The organism is Microbulbifer maximicatervae (SeqCode) (assembly GCF_052467955.1).
In genome coordinates this window covers 682,906-704,509 of record NZ_CP174329.1, presented here as the reverse complement: position 1 = coordinate 704,509, position 21,604 = coordinate 682,906, and the positions used below count along the sequence as shown (strand labels likewise).

The following is a 21,604-nucleotide window of genomic DNA, read 5'->3' as shown; positions in this document are numbered from 1 at the left end:
TCAGGCCCAGGTGACCACATCCACGTGCCACCCCTGAACCAAAGCCAGAGTTATCCACAGCAGGTGCTCCCTTGCGTAGTAATGATTCCGCCTCAACCGGCCTTCTCGCCGGGATTTCCGCCTTCCTCATTTGGGGGCTGGCGCCACTGTACTTCAATAAATTACAGGATATTCCCGCTGCGGAAATCCTTGCCCACCGCAGTATCTGGTCGCTGGTACTCGCTATTGGTATTCTGCTGATTGTACGCAAGATGCCGGATTTTCTGGCGACCCTACGCGACGGCAAGAAGATGCGGATGCTGGCCCTGACCACGGTATTGATCGGCGGTAACTGGCTGGTGTTTATCTGGGCGATCAATAACGGCCATTTGCTCGAGGGCAGCCTGGGTTACTACATCAATCCTCTGATCAATATTTTGCTGGGGGTCCTGTTCCTGGGTGAGAAACTGCGGCGACTGCAATGGATCGCTGTAGCGCTGGCCGCTACCGGCATTGCCTATGAGCTTTGGCAGTTTGGTCGCATACCGATGATTGCCCTGTTCCTGGCCTGCTCCTTTGCGCTATACGGTTTGGCCCGCAAGCAGGCCCCTGTGGAAAGCCTTACCGGCCTCGCGGTAGAAACTCTCTTTATATTGCCAGTGGCCGTAATCTACCTGTTTTGGAGCGACAGCCCCACCAGCAACTTGCTGAACAACAACCTGGAGTTAAACAGCTTACTGCTCTTTGCCGGCCCCATTACCCTGGTTCCCCTGCTGCTGTTCACGATCGCCGCACGCAGGCTCAACTTATCCACATTGGGCTTCCTGCAATACATCGGCCCCACACTGATGCTGGTGGTAGCCACCCAGGTATTGGGTGAGTCTTTCAGCGAAGAAAAACTCACCACCTTTATGTTTGTTTGGCTGGGTCTAGCGCTCTACTCTGTCGATGCGTTGGCACAGCGGAGAAAGCTGCATCTACAAGGTAAGGCAGCGCTTTAACGGTAAAACCTGTGTAAGAATGGCCGCCTAAATTAACCGAAGGCGGCCATCATGAATTACTCGCCGACAGCCAACCCACCTCAAGTGCGACTGCTACCCAGCAGGCAGCGGTCGCTGACTGTTTTGCTCGCTACTCTGCTTTGGACCCTGCTACTCAGCTTCGGCTGGAAAGGTACTTATACAGAGCTCCTACTGCAAACCAGTACAGCTGCCATATCAGCATTGGTTACTTTTTGCCTGTTCGAGCAATGGCCGCGCAACTTGCCTCAACGATTACCTCGCTGGGTAATACAGGTGGTGGGTGTGGCAATCTCTATTCCACTATCGCTGCTAATCCTGTCTCCTGCCTTGACAGAACCGGGGGCACTTCCACTTTGGCAGGACCACAGCCGACACTGGAGTTTTCTCCTGATAGCGGTGACCGGCATGTTATTCGGGCCCTGGCTCGCTATGTCTGCGCTGTTGCGCCAGCGGGATATTGCTGTACGAGAGCAGGCGCAACTTTTTGAACGGCAGCGGGGTGCCCTGGAGCACCAGGCGCTCAATGCGCGGCTGCGTTTATTGCAATCCCAGGTGGCCCCACACTTCTTATTTAATACACTCGCCAATGTACAAGAGCTGGTAGAGTCTTCATCCCCTCAGGCACCCGCACTACTGAACAACCTGATTGCCTACCTGCGCGCCGCAGTACCGAAACTTGAGTCGGAGCAAAGTACCCTCGAGCAAGAGCTAACTCTGGTGCAGGCTTACCTGGGCCTGATGCAAATGCGTATGCCGGATCGCCTGGAATTTTCTATCAACGCTGATGACGAGGTGCGAAGTCAGTCTTGCCTGCCCATGTCTCTGATGTCACTGGTTGAAAATGCCGTCCGCCATGGCATAGACCCCAGTGAGGAAGGGGGACGTATTGATATTGAAATAAAGCTGGAACAGGGCCTCTGTATTGCCACCGTCACCGATAGCGGTATCGGCATCCAGGACAATTCCAACAGTCTCGGGACAGGGTTGGCAACTTTGAGAGAGCGACTGCAACTCACCTATGGCGATAGTGCAGGCTTGCGTTTGATCGACCAACAGCCCACAGGTCTTTGTGCCGAATTGCTATTCCCCGCCGAGGAGCAAATATGAGTGCCACGCCCACCACCGCCTTAGTAGCTGACGACGAACCACTGCTGCGCCAGTCTTTGGTCCGCAAACTCAAAAGTGTTTGGCCGGAGCTGAAGGTTGTTGCTGAGGCCCGCAATGGTCGTGAAGCCGTAGAACTATTTGAAGAAAAGCAGCCCGATATCTGTTTTCTGGATATCCATATGCCGGGCAAGTCCGGTATTGAGGCAGCCCAGAGTATCGGGCGTCGGGCCCATTTAGTTTTCGTTACCGCATACGACAACTACGCCGTGGAAGCTTTTAGCCAGGGTGCACTGGACTACCTGGTAAAACCGGTAGAGATTGAGCGGCTCGCCGATACCGCCGAGCGGCTTAGGGAAAGGCTCAGCAGTTGCAAACCCGTCAATCATCAACAGGAGTTACTCGAGCAATTAGCGAGACAGCTTCAATCCAAGGGAGACAAACCATACCTGCGCTGGATTCGCGCTTCCATAGGCCAGCAATTGCGGATGATACCGGTAGAAGATGTGCACTATTTGCGTTCAGATGAGAAGTATACCCTGGTAGCCTGGAGCGAATCCGGCAATAACAATCTGGAGGCCTGTATTCGCACGCCATTAAAGGATCTAACCCACCAACTTGACCCCGAACTCTTTGCCCAGGTTCATCGCTCTGTTGTCGTCAATTTAAAGGCCGTTCGCCATGTAATAAGGGACGGAGATACCGCTCAAATTACCCTGCTAAATAGGGAAGAAATACTCCCGGTAAGCCGGCGTTACCTGCATCTATTCCGCCAAATGTAATCAGTTTTTTAGCAGGGGGCATTTAAAAGCCAATTTTTTCTCCGGCGTAGGTCCGTAGAGATTATCCCGAATTTATTGGACAGCATTAATTCTTGAATGAGAATTACATAAATCTCCATAAGATTGCCGGAAAGTTCAATGAGCCGCCACCTGCTTTTCCTTGCCATTCTGACACTTGCATTTATCTCGGAAAATATATTTGGCCAGGACAAAACCAAAGACGTAAAGTTTGAAACTCTAGTTTCCTCTACAAAGGACTGGGAAGGACATTCCCTACCAAAAATGAAACCGGGGCAACCGGAATTAACGATTGTTAGCGTTACTATCCCGGTGGGCGAACAGATGCCCGTACACAAGCATCCAGTGCTCAATGGTGTCTATGTAGCAGAGGGCACTTTAACCATTGTACTCCCAGGACAGAAGGAAACGCTTACTCTGGGGGCAGGTAAGGCATTTATCGAAGTTACCGACAAATGGCATTATGGGCGCAATGATGATGATACTCCGGTAACTATTATTCTCTTTTACTCCGGCCTGGAAGGACAGCCAACCACCATCTATAAAAATCCTGATGACAAACTAAGTTAATAGCAGCCTAAATCCTGATCCTTTACAAGGCATGAGTCCACGTCATCTACAGACTTGACCAAAATTGTTCATCATTTTTTTGTACGTTTAAAAATGTCTGCATATCCTTGGTATGTATTTTCCGCACCGACTGGAATCTATAAAACCATGCGACTGATCGTTGATATATTTGCCACTCTTGCCCTCGGGGTGTTTTTCGCGATTTCAAGCCTGGCCGAGCAGCCTGAATCTCTGAAGCGTTACCCACCTTATGTGGAAGATGATGGCAAAATGCACATCTACTTTTGTGGAACTGGCACGCCAGATCCGGGCTATCAATACTTGCGCCATCCCGCCTGTGTTGCTATTCGCAGCAGTGGGAAACTATTCCTCGTGGATGCCGGCGAAGGAGCTACAGCAAGAATTGGCCAGCTCGGCCTTAATCTCGCCCAGCTGGACCCCATTTTTATTACCCACTGGCACTCGGATCACTTTGGTGGTTTGGCCATGGTGATCAACGAGTCCTGGTTTGTTGGTGCCGACTCACCTATTAATGTCTACGGACCCTACGGCATCCATCGCATTTTGGATGGAATTAACAAGAGTTTTGGGCCGGACATCCTTTTTCGATCGGCAAATAGGCAGGGAATTCTCGATCCAGTCCTAGCGGTCGCCACTCCCCACCTAGTGAATATTGCCGGGGATCAAAGCGAGGTCGTACAAGATGTGTGGCACCACAGGGATACCTATGTCTCTGTGTTTGCCGTACATCACGAACCGGTTTTTCCCGCATTTGGTTACGAGATACGTTTTGGCCCCTGTAAAGTCATCATTACTGGTGATACCCATGTTTTCGATGCGCTAGAGCCAATTGAACGGGATGCCGATCTACTGATTTCTGAGGCTCTCAGCTATGCCCAATACATCAGCAAGCTGAAGCAAACCGGGGATAACCGCCGCGCTCGTTTGCGATATGAGAAGGCAAATCAAATTATCCACTACCATTCCAATACTCTGGACATTGCCAAGATGGCAACCAAAGCGGGAGTAAAATCGGTTGCCTTAACACACCTAATACCACCCCCCGTTACTGAAGCTGACAAGATCGGCTTTATTAAGGGAATGCGTAAATTCTATTCGGGCCCAATTCGGGTAATGGATGACCTGGATGAAGTTGTGCTATCGGACAATGGACAGGGTACCTGTAAGGTTGAATACCCTACTAACAGAGTTCCCACAAGTGCAAAACAGACTTCGGAGAAAAGTGATAAACCCCGCAAGAAGCCAGCCTCCACACCGAGTCCCTCCGAATCCAAGAAAGCCAGTCAACAAACCGATTAACAGCAGGCTAAACAGTGTGAGCCGCATACGGTTGGTGGCTCACAAAGCTTCTGGATGGCCATACCATTCCAAATCACTTATCTCACTATTCCGCACTTCAAACCACGCTTTCCGCAGCCTATGCCTAGCTGGGTAGCACACAACTCAATATTCCAATAGGTTTCTTTGCATACAGTGACTCTAAAGAGACCACCATGGCGTCAATAGCTAGTACCCCACACCCAATAGTCTCAGTACCGTTAGCGATACAGAATCTTTACCTCTATTCACAACGGAGCAACACCATAAGTACGTCTTTGCTGACCATATTCTTCTTATGAAATTCCAGCTGATTACCGTGGTTGGAATTTCACCGTAGCACCCTTTATATAGCTACAGCGACTAGGACCTAACCGACTATTGGCTCTCTATCTGTCAATTTGATTTTACAAGGATATAAAATGACTCAAAAAGAATATGCCAGACTTTCTGGGCTTATTTATTTACTTACTATATTGTTGGGAATATTTTCTTTAGTATATGTGCCTTCTAAAATTCCCACAGCGTGGGAAAATGCATCATTAACAGCGCAAAACATCCTGGAATATGAATTTCTATATAGATTAGGAATTTTAGGCGGGATACTTCTCTATATACTATTTTCAATACTGCCACTAGCTTTATATCGCACACTTGCACCTGTAAATAGAGGATGTGCGTTGTTAATGGTTATTTTTGCTCTCACCAGTATTCCATTTACTCTACTCAATATAGTTAACAAAGTTGATGCTCTCACACTTCTTAGCGGAGCAGAATATCTCCTAACTTTTGAAAAAGAACAAATTTATACCCAGGTATTATTGTTATTAAAATCGTATAGTAACGGAATCCAAATAATCCATGTTCTCTGGGGATTATGGTTACTTCCTTTCGGATACCTGGTCTACAAATCAAACTTACTACCAAAAATACTGGGCATACTGTTAATGGCAGGATGCCTTAGCTATTTAGTAAGGTTCTGCGCAAATTTACTTTTCCCTGAATATCAAATCCCCGCTTTTATTAGAGTACCCGCCTCTCTAGGGGAGATCGGAACCTGTCTATGGTTACTAATTATGGGCATTAGAACTCCACCAACTATTACCGAATCAAATCAAAAGTTATCTACCAGTAAGATCGAGGGAATGTCATGAACGATAAAGACAACTTAAAGAGCACATCGACCAAGCTCACTGACAGTCATTTAGATGTTAAGATTAAAATAGCCGGGCTATGGGCTTCAGTAGTACTACTTTACATCTATGGGGATTTCTTTGGGCTATTTAGGACAGGAAAAATAGATAGAATAATTGAGGGGTTCGGGCCATTTGGAGCGGTCACACAAGAGTCACTACTTACTGTATCAATCATTGTGTCACTCCCCTGTATTATGGTTGCCCTTACTTTATTACTTAAACCATCTATCTCTCGCTGGATAAATATTATTACATCCTCAGCTTTCATTATTTTCTTATTTGTAACATTTTTAATGTCCACCTGGTATTTCTACTTCTATCTGGGATTTATCGAGATTATTCTCAAATTAGCTATTATTTGGCTGGCTTGGCGCTGGCCTCATGAGGAGTATTAATAGAGTTTTTGACCAAAGGAGAAGGAAAGGACATATTGTACTTGGGCACCGCCGCATAAGGCATGGATGGCGTCTTCGACCTTATCGGGGAAATTTACAGAGCGTTCATTTCTTCTAACTAAGTAGATTCGCTAAGGCTTTCCGAGTGAAAAGTGCAGGTCAAAACTCTGCGAGTTGAGCGATACAAGTTATCGCTCACAGCCTATTTGGTTAACCACTCATCCATCGCCGCTAATATTTGATGGCGATAAGGTTGGGTTTCGTTAATCATCTGGTGCCGGGCACCGCGTATCAATACCCGGTGGCAATTGGGAAAACGATTCCGAACAGCATGAAGACCATAACGCCAATCAACGGTTTTATCATCCGTTCCCTGAACCAAAAGGATCGGGCGCGGGTTGCGTGCCGTGCGGGGAAATGTCTGCAACCAATCCACCATCGCCCTGAGCCAGCTCATAGAGATTGATTGAGATTGAAGGGGGTCCCTGAGTGCCTGACGTCGAGAAAACTCCACATCGTGGGTATTAATCGTAAAGGCCCGGCCGGGTTCGCGGATAAACAGGCGGCCCACATAATATTTCCAGCGATTTAGCCAGGCCCAGTTTGACGGCCTTACCAAGGGAGCCAACAAAAAGACCTTATCCAGTGGCTGCCAGCGGCTGTATTGCAGATGGGCCAGTAGTGCAGCGCCACCGGTGCTCTGGCCCATTGCATGCCAAGGCCCGGGCAACTTATTTCGCGCAACTTCCAACAGTCCATCAAACGCCTGGCGGTATTGCAGGAAAGTATGGATAGCTACACGCTCACCACTGGATAAACCATGTCCGGGGAAATCAAAAATCACTACATTGAGGTCCCGCTCCAGGCCAAAGCGGATTGCCGGACCATAAATACCCGTATGATCAAAATAGCCATGGCAAATAAACAAGGTGCCCTTGGGATTCTCGACCATCCAATACTGTGAAACCAGTTCAAATCCGGCAACTTTAAAAGTGCCAACTCCGGTCTTATGGGCTCGGGGAAAATGCAAATCGTAAAAATTACGATAATCCCGCAGTTCTTTGCACAGAGGGGTTTCGTCAGCGCCAAAATCCAGTTCAGGCAACTTCTGACGCAATGCAGAGTAGTCCGGTCGCTTTATTACCGGGCTATTATCGTAGGTGCTGAGGTCTTGCAAAGTATCCATTAGTGCAATGGTACTGCATTTTGGCGGTAGGGGTAGTGATATCGTAGCGGGAAAGACAACCTGAAAAGAAAAAAGGTGGGCATAGAGCCCACCTCTTCGCAACAGTGGAAGACTGTTACTTGATTTGCGGCTCCAGCTCACCGGCAGCGTAGCGTTCGCTCATAACATCGAGGCTAACAGGGCGAATCTTGCTGGCATTACCAGCAGTGCCAAACGCCTCATAACGAGCGATACAGATTTCCTTCATCGCCTGCATAGCGGCTTTGTAGAACTTGCGCGGGTCAAACTCGGATGGGTTCTGAGCCAGGAAGCGACGTGTGGCACCAGTCGAGGCCAAGCGCAGGTCGGTATCGATATTGACCTTGCGCACACCGTACTTGATACCTTCACAGATCTGCTCAACAGGTACGCCGTAGGTTTCCGGGATCTCACCACCAAACTCATTGATTACAGCCAGCCACTCCTGGGGTACAGAAGAGGAACCGTGCATTACCAGGTGGGTGCCTGGAATACGAGCGTGAATCTCTTTGATACGGTCGATGGCCAGGATGTCCCCTGTGGGCGGACGAGTAAACTTGTAAGCACCGTGGCTGGTACCACAGGCAATTGCCAGGGCATCCACCTTGGTTTTCTGTACAAAGTCAGCAGCCTCTTCCGGATCGGTCAGCAGCTGATCGTGGGACAACTTGCCCTCAGCGCCAACACCATCTTCCTCTCCCGCCATACCTGTTTCCAGGGAACCCAGGCAGCCCAACTCACCTTCAACAGAAACACCACAGGCGTGGGCCATATCCACCGCGCGCTTAGTGACATCTACGTTGTACTCGTAAGAAGCCGGGGTCTTGCCGTCCTCCTCAAGGGAACCATCCATCATCACTGAGCTAAAGCCCAGTTGGATAGAGCGCTGGCAAACGGCGGGGCTGGTGCCGTGATCCTGGTGCATAACTACCGGGATCTCAGGGAACTCCTCAATAGCCGCAAGAATAAGGTGGCGCAGGAAGGGAGCGCCGGCATACTTGCGGGCGCCCGCAGAGGCTTGAACGATTACTGGAGAATCGGTCTCTTTGGCCGCTTCCATAATCGCACGCATCTGCTCTAGATTGTTTACATTAAATGCAGGTACACCGTAGCCATGCTCTGCGGCATGGTCCAACATTTGGCGCAGGCTGATAAGAGCCATAATTAATTCCTTTCTCGTCTACTCGTAGTATTTGTATTTTTGCTTTTATGACCTGCCTGCAAATTGCGACAGGCCTTACTTTTCGTTATTTAGTCTTGTGCGCGGCTTTCCAGTATAGCGACCGCTGGAAGCTTCTTACCTTCAACATATTCAAGGAAGGCACCGCCACCCGTGGAGATATAGGAAACCTTGTCGGCAATGCCATACTTATCCACAGCTGCCAGGGTGTCGCCGCCACCAGCTATAGAAAACGCTGCGCTCTCGGCAATGGCTTTAGAGAGGTGCTCGGTACCGTTGCCAAACTGGTCAAATTCAAACACACCTACAGGACCATTCCAGATAATGGTTTTCGCACTGCTGAGAATTTCTTCCAGTTGCTCGGAGGATTTCGGACCGATATCAAAAATCATATCGTCTTCAACCACAGCATCGGCACTTTTGGTTTCCGCTGCGGCGGATTCACTGAATTCTTTACCTGTGACTACATCAGTTGGCACAGGGATATCACACTTCTGCATCAGGGCCTTGGCGGTATCTACCAGATCGTGCTCGCAAAGGGACTTGCCCACTGGCTTGCCGCTGGCTGCCAGGAAGGTATTGGCAATACCACCACCAACAATCAGTTGATCGACTTTGTCAGCCAGGCTTTCGAGTACCGTCAATTTTGTAGAAACTTTGGAACCACCAACAATAGCAACCAGCGGGCGCGCCGGTTCAGCCAGGGCTTTCTCCAATGCGTCCAGCTCAGCAGCCAACAGAGGGCCGGCGCAAGCAACCGGTGCAAATTTAGCCACACCATGGGTGGAAGCCTGGGCCCGGTGGGCAGTACCAAAGGCATCCATCACGAAGATATCGCACAACTGGGCATAGGCCTTTGCCAGAGACTCATCGTCCTTTTTTTCACCGCTGTTGAAACGTACATTTTCCAGCAGGGCAACTTCCCCATCGGCCAGTTCAACGCCATCGCGCCACTCTTTGACCAGCGCCACATCACGACCCAACAGCTCACCCAGGTGTGCAGCAACAGGGGCCAGGGAGAATTCTTCCGCGTACTCCCCCTCTGTGGGGCGCCCCAGATGGGACATCAACAGCACTTTAGCCCCGGCTTCGATGGCGGCTTTTATCGTCGGTAGTGCCGCGCGAATACGTGCATCGGAAGTTACACGACCGTCCTTAACCGGTACATTCAGGTCCTCACGGATAAGTAAGCGCTTACCAGCGAGATCGAGATCTGCCATCAGTTTGACCGCCATTAGCCAATCCTCTTCTACTTCGATTAACTGAAAAATGTGGGCGGCGATTATATCAACTGGAACCTATTGATGCCGATATTAAAAACAGGGGAATACGTTGTTATAACAGCCAATCTACGCATTATTAGCGCAGTTGTTACTGTCTTCTGGGTCATATAATCAGTTGTAGTCGATGCTTATCGCCCTTGACTTGCGCTGTAAGCGAGCAATCACCTCCATTCAAGATGGCACCTGGAGCCAATTTTCAAACAGCCTTATAGCAACTTTAGATTTTCTCACGATACTGCCGCAATCGCTCCGCTATTTAAGTAGCTATAAGAGTCCATACATATGCTGTGGGGCTCACGATCGGCATCTAGCGATGAGGAGAAAGCTGATTGGAGCCCAAAGTGACAATGGCGATTTAGTAATTCACCGGTTGAGAACTACTTTTTAATTACGCCAGATAACACGCATTTACAGTCAAATTACTCTTCCCGCACCCAAGTTCGATCGATAGAATCGCCGCCCCCCTTCCAAATGCATATTAGTCACACAGGCCACTTAAAAGTAAAACTGAGGGTGGCCAACATAAGAGGTAACCAAAACGATGCAACCAACGGATAGTGATATCGTTTTTCAAAGCTATGGACGCTGTTGCAATAAAGAACAGTTTTTTGTGGATTTTTATGATCGCTTTATGGGAAGTTCTACAGATATTCGCCAGCTCTTTGCCAATACAGATATGAAAGCCCAGCGCCATCTTTTGCGTAACGGCATTATGCAGCTAGTGCTTTATTCACGCGGCATGCCAGACACCAAGCTGCGCGCTCTGGGTAAAAGTCACGATCGCAATGGCTATAATATTCGCCCAGAATGGTATCGCCTCTGGCTCGACGCCCTGCTCGCCACCATTAGACAGCACGACGAGGAATACTCACCAGAAGTTGACGCTGCTTGGAATCGAGCGATCCTTCCGGGTATTGAAATCATACGCCAAGCCTACTGAGTCGTACGCCCAAAAAATTACAACTTAAATTTGCTAAGCCCCAAACCAGCCATTTATTATCAGGCTTTCTGGCAGCTTTCTCTGCTTATACCAATGCAGGGTTTTCCAATGCTGGTTTGGTGCTCCAAATCTAATTTAATGGAAGCACAAAGAAAATCACCTAATGCCAGTTTAGAACTATAAAAAAAGCCATGGAACGATAACTCTCTCCTATAGGAAAAATGGACAAGGAAACCATTATGAAAACGGTACGGAAGTACAGTACTCCATTAGTGCTCGCTATTGCGCTCTCAGCTTGCAGTGACGCTCCCCAAAATAATAAAAATCCCGAGATCAAAAAAGACCCGTTTATCTCCGAGAAGTTAGAAAATAAGTTTGAGTCCCTGAAAATAGATTATGAGAAATTTACTCTGCCCAATGGCCTGCGTGTAATCGTCCACGAGGATCGCAAGGCTCCTATTGTTTCCGTGGGTGTCTGGTATCACGTTGGTTCAAAAGATGAAAAGCCTGGGAGAACAGGGTTTGCGCACTTGTTTGAGCACCTGATGTTCAATGGTTCAGAAAACTACGATGACGAGTTTTTTAAACCGTTTGAACTGGCTGGTGCAACGGGCATGAATGGCACCACCTGGCTGGATCGCACAAATTACTTCGAGACAGTACCCTCCAATGCCTTAGACATGGCTCTATGGATGGAGTCTGACCGAATGGGTCATCTATTGGGCGCAATTACTCAGGAAAAACTCGATGAGCAACGTGGCGTTGTGCAGAATGAGAAGCGCCAGGGCCAGAACCAGCCCTATGGGAAAGTATGGGAGCGGATGCAGAAAGCAATTTATCCAGCTGGGCATCCCTACTCCTGGACCACCATCGGCTCAATGGAAGACCTGAATGCAGCTTCTCTTGAAGATGTTCACGAGTGGTTTAAACAGTATTACGGCGCAGCTAATACCGTACTAGTACTTGCCGGTGATATTGATGTAGAAACAGCAAAAGAAAAAGCAGCCCATTTTTTTGGCGACATTCCCTCCGGCCCTCCTCTTATCAAGAAAAAAGCGTGGATTGCCAAGCGAGATCAGTCCAGCCGTGAGCAGATGTTTGATCAAGTTGCTCAATCGCGTCTTTATAAAGTCTGGAATACCCCTAATCTAGCTCACGACGATGCTGGAGCTATTGCTCTGGCAGCAGCAGTTTTGGGGGATGGAAAAAACTCCCGGCTCTACCAGCGCCTCGTATACGAAGATCAAATCGCTACCAAAGTTAATATTGGGCTGCATGAATTTGAATTGTCTTCCATCTTCCCTATTGTTGCCGATGTAAAGCCCGGGGTTGAACTCGCAACAGTAGAGGCCGCCATTGAGGAAGAACTACAACGTTTTCTCAAGGAAGGGCCAAGCAAAGAGGAACTTGCAAGGGTTAATATGAGCCACTATGCATCCCAAGCACGCAACCTCGAGCAGGTAGGTGGCTGGGGCGGTAAGGGCGTAATTTTGGCTCGGGGTGAACTCTACCTCGACAATCCCAACGCTTACCTGGAAGCGTTAACCAAAATGCAAAACACCAGCCCTCAAAAGGTAAAAGAAGCCGCAGTAAAATGGCTTTCCAGTGGTGATTATAATCTGGAAGTACACCCTTTCCCCAAATACACTACTTCCGAGACTGGTGCAGATAGGTCTAAATTACCCGATACCGGTGAATTCCCCAGCATCCCATTTCCAGAATTACAGACCACGGAACTCTCTAACGGTCTAAAAGTGATACTTGCCCAACGCGACTCTGCGCCAGTAGTCGATATTCGCCTTATGTTTAATGCCGGTTACGCTGCAGACCAGGGTGCTAAATTGGGAACCTCTAGCTATGCCATGTCCATGCTAAAGGAAGGGACTAAAAAATTAAGCGCCTTAGAGATTGATGCCAAAGCAGAAATGTTAGGGGCCAGAATCTCGGCTGGTTCGAACATTGATACTTCTTCTGTACGGCTCAACGCATTAAAAAACAATCTCGATAGCTCCATATCCTTGTTTGCCGATATCGTAATGCATCCAGCCTATTCCGATGAAGAGATTGAGCGGAAACGTGCTCGGTGGATAGCAGGAATCCAGCAGGAAAAAACCCAGCCGGTAAACATGGCGTTGCGGAATTTGCCACCTCTTTTATATGGTGAAGGACATGCTTATGCAGTTCCTCTCACCGGTTCGGGAACAGAAAGCTCTATCAGCTCCCTGAACCGTGAAGATCTGGTAAATTACCACAAAACCTGGATGCGCCCCGATAATGCCACTCTGGTTGCAGTCGGAGATATCAGCATGGGTGATCTGACAAAAAAATTAGAGCAGCACTTTGCAGATTGGAAAGCACCCGAAGAGCCGTTACCTACAAAGAATCTACAACAGGTTGCGCACCCAGAAAGAACCAGAATTTATCTAATTGATAAACCGGGAGCTGAACAGAGCATAATTATTGGCGGCCTCCTGGCTCCGTCGGAAACGATGCCACAGCGAGAAGCCTTACATATGATGAATGATATCTTTGGAGGCACTTTTACCGCGCGAATTAATATGAATTTGCGGGAGGATAAGCACTGGGCTTATGGAGCCTATTCATTTATGACTGGGGCCAAAGGACAGCAACCGCTCTTAGTCTATGCACCAGTTCAAACGGACAAGACCAGTGAATCTTTAAAAGAGCTTTATAAAGAACTCCAAGCCTATGTCGGCGATTCTCCAGCAAAAGAAGACGAGCTGCAGAAAATTAAAGACAAGCGAATCAATGAATTGCCCGGCCGTTTTGAAACAGTTCGAGCTGTATCAGGAGCTATTTCTGGAATGGTTACCTACGATCGACCTTTGAATTATATGGAAGGTTATGCAAATGAAGTTCGCAATGTCGATCTACCTTCGATCCATTCACTTGCTCGAGACACTTTAAAGGTTGATCAATTTACCTGGATTATCGTTGGAGACAAAACCAAGATAAAAGATAAAATTGGTAAACTTGGTATGGGGTCAGTTACCGAGCTCAAAGTAGATAAGGATTTATCTGGCGCAACTTCGACTGAAGAGGGATAAAAGCTAGCGATAGCGGCCAGCCTGTACTCTCATGTATGACTGGCCGCCTTATATCGTTCCAAACGGATGAATACCGATGAAAAATAGAAACACACCTTAATGCTACTCATCTAGTCAACAATAATTGACATGCTGCATTCAAACTAGAATTCTTTGCTCCAACTCACAATTTCCATTATTAGGTATCAAGATGACTCTCGGAGCTTCAACTTTAAAACCCCAATAACTCCCCACAGAAATAGAAACAACCTAAAAATCTAGCAAACAAAAAATAAAAGCTACGACCACACTTAAAAAAAATTAAAAACATCCTTAAAAAGATAAAAATAAAACAAAATATAAATTCAATAAGAAAACAAAAACAACAGCAGTCAAAAATAATTATTCATACGACAAGAAAAGCCTGATAAATTCCCCTCTTCGACGCTCAAGTAAATATCAACAACTAAAAAACTTGAAATTAGAACGTCGACAAAAGCAACAATAAACATAGAAATCTTCAGGAGCATCCAATGAATAAATCCTTGTCTGTATTTGCAGCCAGCATTTTAGCGCTCGCCGTGACCGGCAACGCCACTGCTGAGGACAAGCGTTATATCGTGACTTTCAAGCAGGGAAAAGGCGAATCCGTTAAGTCTTTTATGAAGAAGAGAGGCGGAAGACAGGCTCTTGAAATACGCCGCCAGAATGCGATGGCAGCACATATGTCTGCAACAACCCTAAAAGAAATGCGCTCGAACCCGGATGTTGCTTTTATTGAAGAAGACGTTAAGCGGTATCCGATGTCCCAGGAAACCCCCTACGGGATCACCATGGTGCAGGCAGATCAACTAGGTGATACTCAGGCCGGCAACCGCACAGTCTGTATTATTGATTCCGGCTACGACCTGGTTCACGAAGATTTATCCGGAAACGCCGTCACTGGTACCAGTGACCCAAGCGGCGCAGGTAACTGGTATGAAGATCAAAGCGGTCACGGTACCCATGTGGCCGGCACTATCGCTGCGATGAATAATGGTACTGGTGTCGTTGGCGTGATGCCCAGCAGTAATATTAACCTGCATATTGTAAAAGTGTTTGATGGCGACGGCTGGGCCTACTCCTCCTCCCTGATGGCAGCCGCAGAGGTTTGTGCCGACAATGGTGCCAACATCATCAATATGAGTCTGGGCGGTGAAAGTGCCAACTTCCTCGAAAGACGAACCTTTAACAACCTAAATCGTCAGGGAATCCTGTCCATCGCGGCAGCCGGAAACGACGGTAACACTGCGCACTCCTACCCAGCCTCATACTCCTCTGTTGTATCCGTCGGTGCTATCGATAGCGATAAAGCTATCTGGTCCTCCTCTCAGCAGACTGACCAGGTAGAACTTTCCGCCCCCGGAGTACAGGTTCTATCTTCTGTTCCCACTGATACTGGCAGAATCTCTAGCTTAACCGTCGGCAGTGTTGACATCGAATCAGCCCCAATATCAGGCACCCCAGCTGGTGCAATCACCGGTTCAATGGAAGACTGTGGTACGGCTGAATCCGCTTGCACCAGTGCGGCAGGTAAGATTTGCCTGATTGCGCGAGGCAATATCAGCTTTGCGGAGAAAGTTTTAAATTGTGAGTCCGGTGGTGGTATCGGAGCGATTATTTACAACAATGAAGAGGGATTACTCTCCAGCGCAACCCTGAGCGATACTGTAACCACTATTCCCTCGGTTGGTATTTCTGACAATGATGGTGCAACTCTACTCACGCAGCTGAGTGCCAGCGTAGATTTGGAAAATGAGGCTACAAGCTACGAATATTTCAATGGCACTTCCATGGCTACCCCACACGTTGCCGGTGTTGCCGCATTGGTATGGAGCCACTTCCCCAACTGTAGCAATACAGAGATCCGCAACGCCCTTACAGCCACAGCGGAAGATCTCGGTGATGCGGGAAGAGATAATGCTTACGGCTACGGCCTCGTCCAGGCAAAAGCAGCCTATGACTACCTGGATACCTACGGCTGCTCCGGCTCCTGATCCCATTCGGATTAACTAGGGCTTAAACAAGAAAGGGGAGCAAAGCTCCCCTTTCCTTTGCCAGAACCGAGAAAAACCTGTTGAGAGTTTTTATAGATAGCCACAGGGTTAAGAAACTATTTGGGACTCAAGATATATCCACCCCCGTACTGAAATCGCTCTCAGAGAGTAATCCCTCAGCGAGCAGCTGCTTTAAAACGCCCGAACACCGTTCTCTCAAAGTGTCGCGCACTAATCGTACCGTCGGTGTTATTGACTGCCTCCCCGGAGATACCAACCATAGCTCCGTCGCCTTGGGTTTATAGTCTCGCATAGTGGCCACTACCTGACCGGAAAGTAAATCCGCAGACATATCCAGACATGACTTAATGGCAAGTCCATAGCCAGAGGTACACCAACGTCGCACCAGGTCACCGTCATTTGACGACCTGTTCCCAGACATACGTATCTTGTATATCTCTTCGCCCCGAAAAAATTCCCAATTATTGTGCACAATCTCGTGAAGCTGATAAAAAAGGCCATTATGTGCGGAGAGATCCTCCGGTGTTTTCGGGGAACCCTTTTCCTGTAAGTAGGCCGGGGTTGCACACAATAAACGGGGCACGTCACAAATCTTAAAACCATACAGGTTGGCATCCGCTGGGGGGCCGTAGCGCAACGCGATATCCACAGGATCCCGGTAAAAGTCCACTTGGCTATCACTGATATTCACTCTTAGACTCAGCCCCGGGTGCTCCTGCAACAATTGATCTAACCAAGGAGTTACGAGGTTCCTTCCCAGGTCCGAGGATGCACCTATGCGAAGCTCGCCATCTATCTGACCGCTGTCTTCCTTGAGATTTTGCCGGGCGAGGTCCAAAGTCAGGAGGGCCTCCTCACATTTGGGAATAAACCTTTCCCCAGCACTGGATAGCCGCAATTGCCGCGTTGTGCGAATAAACAAGTCCGCTCCCAGCGCGCTCTCCACACGCTTGATCGCTGCGCTGGCAGTTGCAGTGCGTAAGTCGAGACTGGCGGCGGCCGCAGTGATACTGCGAAACTCAGCCACTTTAAGAATGACCCTCAAGTCTTCAAGCTGCATATTTTCAATATATTTTTGATAAAGATTCAAAGATTATAGTGTTTCTAGCGATGCAATCTAGATCTAGAATGACTTCATCAGCTCGACATCCCAGTCCTTACCCAGGAGGCAGCTAAGCTGTTCACTAGGTCTCCTCTGAAAGGATCAAGGAAAAGAGTACAAACCTTAATCCAACACATATTGAAACAAAGAGGCGTTCACATGAGCAGGCTCACTATCGTTGCCAACATTAAAGCCAAGGCCGACAAAATTGACCTGGTGAAATCTGAATTGTTAAAACTCATTAATACAACACGAGCAGAAGCTGGTTGCATTAATTACAACCTTCATCAAGACAATGACAATCCTGCACACTTCCTGTTTTATGAAAATTGGGAAACTCGCGATCTGTGGCAAACCCACATGAACAATAAGCACCTGGAAGACTATATGAAAGCAACCGAGGGCGCCGTTGAAGAGTTTGTATTGAATGAAATGACCGAGATTGATAACTAATCAAACTCGGTGTGTTATCCAGGTTCCCGCCTGGATAACACCGAGCTAATAAATACACTTCTTCAAAAGGCTTTCCCGGTAAATTAAGCGTAAAAGCCCTTCGACGGAGCAACTCTTCGTCTAGAGCTATTCCCCAATTGCAACCCAGCCAAATAAAATACTAATCAACAAGTCCGGATTGCCAATTAAGGTTGATAATCACCTGTAAATTAAGCTGTCGGTTTATCTGGGTCGGTCATCCTTTGCACTCAATCAGGCCCTATGCTTAAATTATTCCATTAACAGTCACTAATAAACATAATTAGCCTGAAGGATTTATGGAACTGGAATTTTTAACGGCAACCCTGTTTAACCTGGGCATTAACCTAATTTATACGCTGCTAGCGTTATTTATTGGTATCACCGCACTGATTACCATTGATAAGAAACTGCTTCGCTCTGTAGATATCGAAGGCGAGCTAAAAAATGGCAATATCGCCGTATCTATATTTGCATCAACCATATTGATATTTGTTGCCATCATTATTTCGTTTGGCCTCAAGGGATAGCACTATGCGCAAGTGGCTGGCTATCACACTGATACTTTCCCTCGCACTGATCACCCCTGAACTTGTACGGCGAGCTAATACACAGGAGCCGCCAACTAAAAGCACACCGGAAATCCCCCTTTCCGATAATTTATGGAGCTTTGGTAGCAGCGGCAGTCAGTTAGCCAGTATTGTGGACTCACAACAAGGTGTAGTGCGAGTAGTGGGTACCCGCTATCCTCTGGAAGAAAAAACCATCCAGCAAGTAGTCGACAAACGCTCACTGGAAGAGAGCGCTCATGTCTCAGTGTGGAACTGGCAGGGAATTGAGGCGGCGACAGCTTCCGCTCGGGGACTGGACCAGCAGCATCACTTTGCCAATAGCTACCTGGTGGGGTTCAAGCCCTTTAAGACTCAACAGCTTTGGGTGCCTCTTTATACACTGGCTATGAATAAAGAGTACCAATACGATCACCTGCAATACGCCGGCTTGTCAGACATTTGGCAAACATCCCGGCAGGCCTATTACCAAAAGCGTGGTGACTGTGAAGACCACGCTATTTTGCTGGCAGATTGGCTGATTGAACTGGGAGTTGATGCGCGGGTGGCACTCGGAACCCATAAAGGTCAGGGGCACGCCTGGGTAGTGGCCATCTTGAACGATCAAGAGTACCTGCTGGAGGCAACCAGCAAACGTCGCCAGACCAGCTGGCAAGCCATGCCCCTGGCAGCGCTGGCGGAGGGTTACGATGCTGAATTTCAGTTTAACCGCCACTTTTTCTGGGCGAAGAAAAACCCAACACCCACTCGACAATACCGAGGCAATCACTGGGTAAAGAAATCCCAGTTTATTCGCGGTTAATGCCCAAAGGGGGTGAGCGTTTACAGCCACCCCCTTTTATCCATTTCAGATCAGATCGGAGACCCTGGCGGCAATGCTTTAACCGCACCAGGTTTTACTTCCAGCTTACCCTGCTTAAAGGCATCGATGCGCTGTGCCTCATAGTAATAGTGCGCACTATAGCCCTCAGGATCATCGCCAAACAGCCGCATAGAACCAATTTCCTGAAGAAGTTTTGCCAGCTCCAAATGCGCTTTGGCCCGCACTGATTCGTCTGCCTTTGCATTACTGGCCAGTAACATCAACTGCTCGATATAGGCATGATTAACCCGCTGGTGCACACTCGCCTGCAGACCGGTATAACCCTCACCCTGCAGAGCCAGTGCGCTCAAGCGCTGCAATAGGCTAGCAAACCCCGGTACCTCACTGCTGCGGGCACTCTGTTGATTCATTCGCGCCGCGCGCTGCGGGTCCATCAGGATTGATAGCGTATGCCCAGCAGCCGCTTCCGCCAGAGCCACCCCATCAAAAGCTACCCCCGTATATGAGGGGAAGCTCTCGATAGTACGTTCGTAGCCATAGGACTTGGGCGGAATCAGCTGCAAGACCTGCTCCGGCAAGGTGAGAAACTGCGGCGAAAGTGTATCCAGCAGTGCATCAATTGCCCGCTGTTGTCGCTCTGCGGGCACCAGGGTATAGCTATTTTGATCGGTACCGTTGTAGACATAGTCATAGTCCAAGCCACCAATCAATTTGCCCACAGCCTCCGCCTGGTAGCGATGACCGTAGTACACAGGCACCAGGGTCTCTTCCAGGTCAGAGCGGGGCGCGGATAAGGGCGCTGCCGCCGCAGAGAAGCTATCCAGGGCATGACGCCTCAAGTCGACCATCCGCTGGAATTCCGTCAATGGGTCGGTGCCGTTGTCCCAAAGGTGTGAGACTGCGTGAGCATTATTGATGGTGCGGGAGTCCGGGTCTGAAATAAAACGCAGCTCTAGTTCCTCAGCCTCAGCGATAACACTGTCGAGATAACTTTTTTCATCATCGCTCTCGCCATAGCCATAGCGAACCGCCAACTTATCCCAACTGCCGATGCCAGTGGCGTAGGCATCTGTCAGGTCCAACTTACCTCCCAGCAGAGAGACCAGCGGAGCCGGGTAATCCATAACGGAAGCCCGCTCTTCGCTACTGGCAGCAAAGTTGTGCGCCAGCCCCAGGGTGTGGCCTACTTCGTGAGCGGATAGCTGACGGATACGGGCCAGGGCTATATTCTTTAGCTGCTCAGTACTGACGGTGTCGCCGCGGTAGGGCTGTACAAGCCCTTGAGCAATCAGAAAGTCCTGGCGAACACGCAGGGACCCCAAGGTAACATTGCCTTTTAGAATTTCGCCGGTGCGGGGATCGTAAACCGAATAACCGTAGGACCAACCGCGAGTGGAGCGGTGTACCCAATTGATCACGTTATAGCGAACATCCAAAGGATCGACGCCCTCCGGCAGAATCTCTACGCGAAACGCATTTTTAAATCCTGCTGCAGCGAATGCCTGGTCCCACCAGCTCGCCCCTTCGATCAGGGCGCTGCGCACCGGCTCAGGCACTCCGGAATCTACGTAGTAAACAATCGGCTCCACAACCTCATCGCTACCCGACTTCTTCTCCAGTCGATGACGGTAGATATAACGCTGGTCCAGAGGCTCTTCAATCGCCGTAGCGTAATCTCGATAAGCGAACGGGAAGTAGCCACTGCGGCTGTGAAAACGGCGGGGCTCATAGTCGTTATCTGGCAATTCAATCAGGGAGATATGCTGGCGCAGGGACACCAATGTAGGGGTCGGAACCACTTCGCGCAGATAGTTTCCCGGAGCTGATCCAGCAAAAGTTAGCTGGGCCTCAAACTCACTATTCTTGGGAAAGTTTTTTGTGCGGGGCAGATAAACTGCCGACTTGCTCTTATCCACACTGTAACTGCCCTGCTCTGCGCCCTTGAGACGTGTAGCAATGCCGTGCTGATCGCTCAACAGGAAGGGCGTAAAGTCCACCAGTACCGCCTTATCGCTCTGGGCAAGCACCTTGAAGCCCCAGAGTACGGACGAAGCGAAAGCTTCCTCAACCGCGCGGCGCTCAGCCGCATTTGCTGATTGGGCACGGTATTTCAGGTTCACCTGATGCAGTAATACCTTGTTACCCGACTGCTGGAACTTCACCAAGCGGCTCTCACCCACCTGGTTGCGATCCAGGCCCACCGGGTTTGAACCCAGTCCCTGGGCCAGCCCGGTGAGCAAGAGCAGCTCGCGCTCAAACTCATCGATCTCCAACAACACCCGGCCGTTAGCCTCGTCCCAGTAAAAGTCGTGGAAGCCGCTGTGCCTATGCATGCCTGCGGTGTACTCCGCGATGCTCCCGGCCTGTGCCATTGTGCTGACTATCAAGAAGCACAGTGCGGCAATGTGCCTGCTTATGAACATTGAATACCCTCAATTTATTAAGTGTTATGGGCTAAAAATACAGAATACCCGCTGGAACATCCACGCCTGGCCATCACTCCCCGGGCCTGCGTCAGGAAAAA

General features: G+C 49.0%; 18 protein-coding genes. 13 read left to right on the top strand and 5 right to left on the bottom strand.

The window, feature by feature from the left end:
- Window positions 1-71 precede the first annotated feature (71 nt).
- The 7 genes from rarD (at window position 72) to ACJJI5_RS03025 (ending at window position 6,404) form a co-directional block, all read left to right on the top strand.
- Window positions 72-980 (top strand): EamA family transporter RarD, encoded by a 909-nt coding sequence (gene rarD / locus ACJJI5_RS03055; RefSeq protein WP_444906985.1) that lies wholly within the window; start codon window positions 72-74, stop codon window positions 978-980.
- 51 nt (window positions 981-1,031) lie between these two features.
- The gene (locus tag ACJJI5_RS03050) at window positions 1,032-2,108 is read left to right on the top strand and encodes a sensor histidine kinase (protein ID WP_445355481.1); all 1,077 of its coding nucleotides are present in this window, start codon (window positions 1,032-1,034) and stop codon (window positions 2,106-2,108) included.
- On the top strand, window positions 2,105-2,887 hold the full coding sequence (locus tag ACJJI5_RS03045; RefSeq protein ID WP_444926159.1) for a LytR/AlgR family response regulator transcription factor: 783 nt from the start codon (window positions 2,105-2,107) through the stop codon (window positions 2,885-2,887). Before ACJJI5_RS03050 ends, ACJJI5_RS03045 begins: the two co-directional genes overlap by 4 nt.
- Window positions 2,888-3,025: 138 nt before the next feature.
- Window positions 3,026-3,475 (top strand): cupin domain-containing protein, encoded by a 450-nt coding sequence (locus tag ACJJI5_RS03040; RefSeq protein WP_445355480.1) that lies wholly within the window; start codon window positions 3,026-3,028, stop codon window positions 3,473-3,475.
- A 147-nt stretch (window positions 3,476-3,622) separates the two neighbouring features.
- Window positions 3,623-4,795 carry an MBL fold metallo-hydrolase gene (locus ACJJI5_RS03035; protein WP_445355479.1) on the top strand — a complete coding sequence of 391 codons (1,173 nt, stop codon included), beginning with the start codon at window positions 3,623-3,625 and terminating at the stop codon, window positions 4,793-4,795.
- A gap of 440 nt (window positions 4,796-5,235) precedes the next feature.
- Window positions 5,236-5,967, top strand: coding sequence for a DUF4386 domain-containing protein (locus ACJJI5_RS03030; protein ID WP_444911719.1), 732 nt, complete (start codon window positions 5,236-5,238; stop codon window positions 5,965-5,967).
- Window positions 5,964-6,404 (top strand): DUF6326 family protein, encoded by a 441-nt coding sequence (locus ACJJI5_RS03025; RefSeq protein ID WP_445355478.1) that lies wholly within the window; start codon window positions 5,964-5,966, stop codon window positions 6,402-6,404. Before ACJJI5_RS03030 ends, ACJJI5_RS03025 begins: the two co-directional genes overlap by 4 nt.
- A 202-nt stretch (window positions 6,405-6,606) precedes the next feature.
- Here ACJJI5_RS03025 and ACJJI5_RS03020 read toward each other — a convergent pair whose 3' ends face one another.
- From ACJJI5_RS03020 to ACJJI5_RS03010, 3 genes are all read right to left on the bottom strand, one after another.
- The gene (locus ACJJI5_RS03020; protein WP_444918474.1) at window positions 6,607-7,590 is read right to left on the bottom strand and encodes an alpha/beta hydrolase; all 984 of its coding nucleotides are present in this window, start codon (window positions 7,588-7,590) and stop codon (window positions 6,607-6,609) included.
- Window positions 7,591-7,705: 115 nt separating this feature from the next.
- Window positions 7,706-8,770: a class II fructose-bisphosphate aldolase gene (gene fba / locus ACJJI5_RS03015; RefSeq protein WP_282930878.1), complete on the bottom strand. Its 1,065-nt coding sequence runs from the start codon at window positions 8,768-8,770 to the stop codon at window positions 7,706-7,708.
- Between the two features lie 89 nt (window positions 8,771-8,859).
- Complete coding sequence (locus tag ACJJI5_RS03010; protein WP_445355477.1) at window positions 8,860-10,023, bottom strand: phosphoglycerate kinase; 1,164 nt, start codon at window positions 10,021-10,023, stop codon at window positions 8,860-8,862.
- A 589-nt stretch (window positions 10,024-10,612) separates the two neighbouring features.
- Between ACJJI5_RS03010 and ACJJI5_RS03005 the strand changes: the two genes are divergently transcribed.
- The 3 genes from ACJJI5_RS03005 (at window position 10,613) to ACJJI5_RS02995 (ending at window position 16,094) form a co-directional block, all read left to right on the top strand.
- Window positions 10,613-11,011: a globin gene (locus tag ACJJI5_RS03005; RefSeq protein WP_413663658.1), complete on the top strand. Its 399-nt coding sequence runs from the start codon at window positions 10,613-10,615 to the stop codon at window positions 11,009-11,011.
- A 239-nt stretch (window positions 11,012-11,250) separates the two neighbouring features.
- Window positions 11,251-14,079: a M16 family metallopeptidase gene (locus ACJJI5_RS03000; RefSeq protein ID WP_444895812.1), complete on the top strand. Its 2,829-nt coding sequence runs from the start codon at window positions 11,251-11,253 to the stop codon at window positions 14,077-14,079.
- Between the two features lie 512 nt (window positions 14,080-14,591).
- Window positions 14,592-16,094: a S8 family serine peptidase gene (locus ACJJI5_RS02995; protein WP_445355476.1), complete on the top strand. Its 1,503-nt coding sequence runs from the start codon at window positions 14,592-14,594 to the stop codon at window positions 16,092-16,094.
- A gap of 127 nt (window positions 16,095-16,221) precedes the next feature.
- Here the strand turns inward: ACJJI5_RS02995 and ACJJI5_RS02990 are convergent, their stop codons facing one another.
- The gene (locus tag ACJJI5_RS02990; protein ID WP_413663661.1) at window positions 16,222-17,175 is read right to left on the bottom strand and encodes a LysR family transcriptional regulator; all 954 of its coding nucleotides are present in this window, start codon (window positions 17,173-17,175) and stop codon (window positions 16,222-16,224) included.
- A 201-nt stretch (window positions 17,176-17,376) separates the two neighbouring features.
- Between ACJJI5_RS02990 and ACJJI5_RS02985 the strand changes: the two genes are divergently transcribed.
- The 3 genes from ACJJI5_RS02985 to ACJJI5_RS02975 all read left to right on the top strand — a co-directional run bounded on the left by ACJJI5_RS02985 (window position 17,377) and on the right by ACJJI5_RS02975 (window position 19,059).
- Entirely contained in the window at window positions 17,377-17,670 is a 294-nt protein-coding gene (locus tag ACJJI5_RS02985) for a putative quinol monooxygenase (RefSeq protein ID WP_282930872.1), read from the top strand.
- Window positions 17,671-17,987: 317 nt separating this feature from the next.
- The gene (locus ACJJI5_RS02980; protein ID WP_108734840.1) at window positions 17,988-18,218 is read left to right on the top strand and encodes a DUF350 domain-containing protein; all 231 of its coding nucleotides are present in this window, start codon (window positions 17,988-17,990) and stop codon (window positions 18,216-18,218) included.
- Between the two features lie 4 nt (window positions 18,219-18,222).
- Entirely contained in the window at window positions 18,223-19,059 is an 837-nt protein-coding gene (locus ACJJI5_RS02975) for a transglutaminase domain-containing protein (RefSeq protein WP_444911721.1), read from the top strand.
- A gap of 50 nt (window positions 19,060-19,109) precedes the next feature.
- On the opposite strand, the gene ACJJI5_RS02970 is transcribed toward ACJJI5_RS02975, so the two are convergent.
- Window positions 19,110-21,503 carry a zinc-dependent metalloprotease gene (locus ACJJI5_RS02970; protein ID WP_445355475.1) on the bottom strand — a complete coding sequence of 798 codons (2,394 nt, stop codon included), beginning with the start codon at window positions 21,501-21,503 and terminating at the stop codon, window positions 19,110-19,112.
- Window positions 21,504-21,604: the final 101 nt, after the last annotated feature.

Excerpts from the sequence above, each read along its gene's own strand:
- ACJJI5_RS02980 (WP_108734840.1), top strand. The coding sequence starts at position 17,988 with ATGGAACTGGAATTTTTAACGGCAACCCTGTTTAACCTGGGCATTAAC.
- ACJJI5_RS03035 (WP_445355479.1), top strand. The coding sequence starts at position 3,623 with ATGCGACTGATCGTTGATATATTTGCCACTCTTGCCCTCGGGGTGTTT.
- ACJJI5_RS02990 (WP_413663661.1), bottom strand. The coding sequence starts at position 17,175 with ATGCAGCTTGAAGACTTGAGGGTCATTCTTAAAGTGGCTGAGTTTCGC.
- ACJJI5_RS03045 (WP_444926159.1), top strand. The coding sequence starts at position 2,105 with ATGAGTGCCACGCCCACCACCGCCTTAGTAGCTGACGACGAACCACTG.
- ACJJI5_RS03020 (WP_444918474.1), bottom strand. The coding sequence starts at position 7,590 with ATGGATACTTTGCAAGACCTCAGCACCTACGATAATAGCCCGGTAATA.
- ACJJI5_RS02985 (WP_282930872.1), top strand. The coding sequence starts at position 17,377 with ATGAGCAGGCTCACTATCGTTGCCAACATTAAAGCCAAGGCCGACAAA.
- ACJJI5_RS02975 (WP_444911721.1), top strand. The coding sequence starts at position 18,223 with ATGCGCAAGTGGCTGGCTATCACACTGATACTTTCCCTCGCACTGATC.
- ACJJI5_RS03040 (WP_445355480.1), top strand. The coding sequence starts at position 3,026 with ATGAGCCGCCACCTGCTTTTCCTTGCCATTCTGACACTTGCATTTATC.
- ACJJI5_RS03000 (WP_444895812.1), top strand. The coding sequence starts at position 11,251 with ATGAAAACGGTACGGAAGTACAGTACTCCATTAGTGCTCGCTATTGCG.
- ACJJI5_RS03010 (WP_445355477.1), bottom strand. The coding sequence starts at position 10,023 with ATGGCGGTCAAACTGATGGCAGATCTCGATCTCGCTGGTAAGCGCTTA.
- ACJJI5_RS02995 (WP_445355476.1), top strand. The coding sequence starts at position 14,592 with ATGAATAAATCCTTGTCTGTATTTGCAGCCAGCATTTTAGCGCTCGCC.
- ACJJI5_RS03005 (WP_413663658.1), top strand. The coding sequence starts at position 10,613 with ATGCAACCAACGGATAGTGATATCGTTTTTCAAAGCTATGGACGCTGT.
- ACJJI5_RS03030 (WP_444911719.1), top strand. The coding sequence starts at position 5,236 with ATGACTCAAAAAGAATATGCCAGACTTTCTGGGCTTATTTATTTACTT.
- ACJJI5_RS03025 (WP_445355478.1), top strand. The coding sequence starts at position 5,964 with ATGAACGATAAAGACAACTTAAAGAGCACATCGACCAAGCTCACTGAC.
- fba (WP_282930878.1), bottom strand. The coding sequence starts at position 8,770 with ATGGCTCTTATCAGCCTGCGCCAAATGTTGGACCATGCCGCAGAGCAT.
- ACJJI5_RS02970 (WP_445355475.1), bottom strand. The coding sequence starts at position 21,503 with ATGTTCATAAGCAGGCACATTGCCGCACTGTGCTTCTTGATAGTCAGC.
- ACJJI5_RS03050 (WP_445355481.1), top strand. The coding sequence starts at position 1,032 with ATGAATTACTCGCCGACAGCCAACCCACCTCAAGTGCGACTGCTACCC.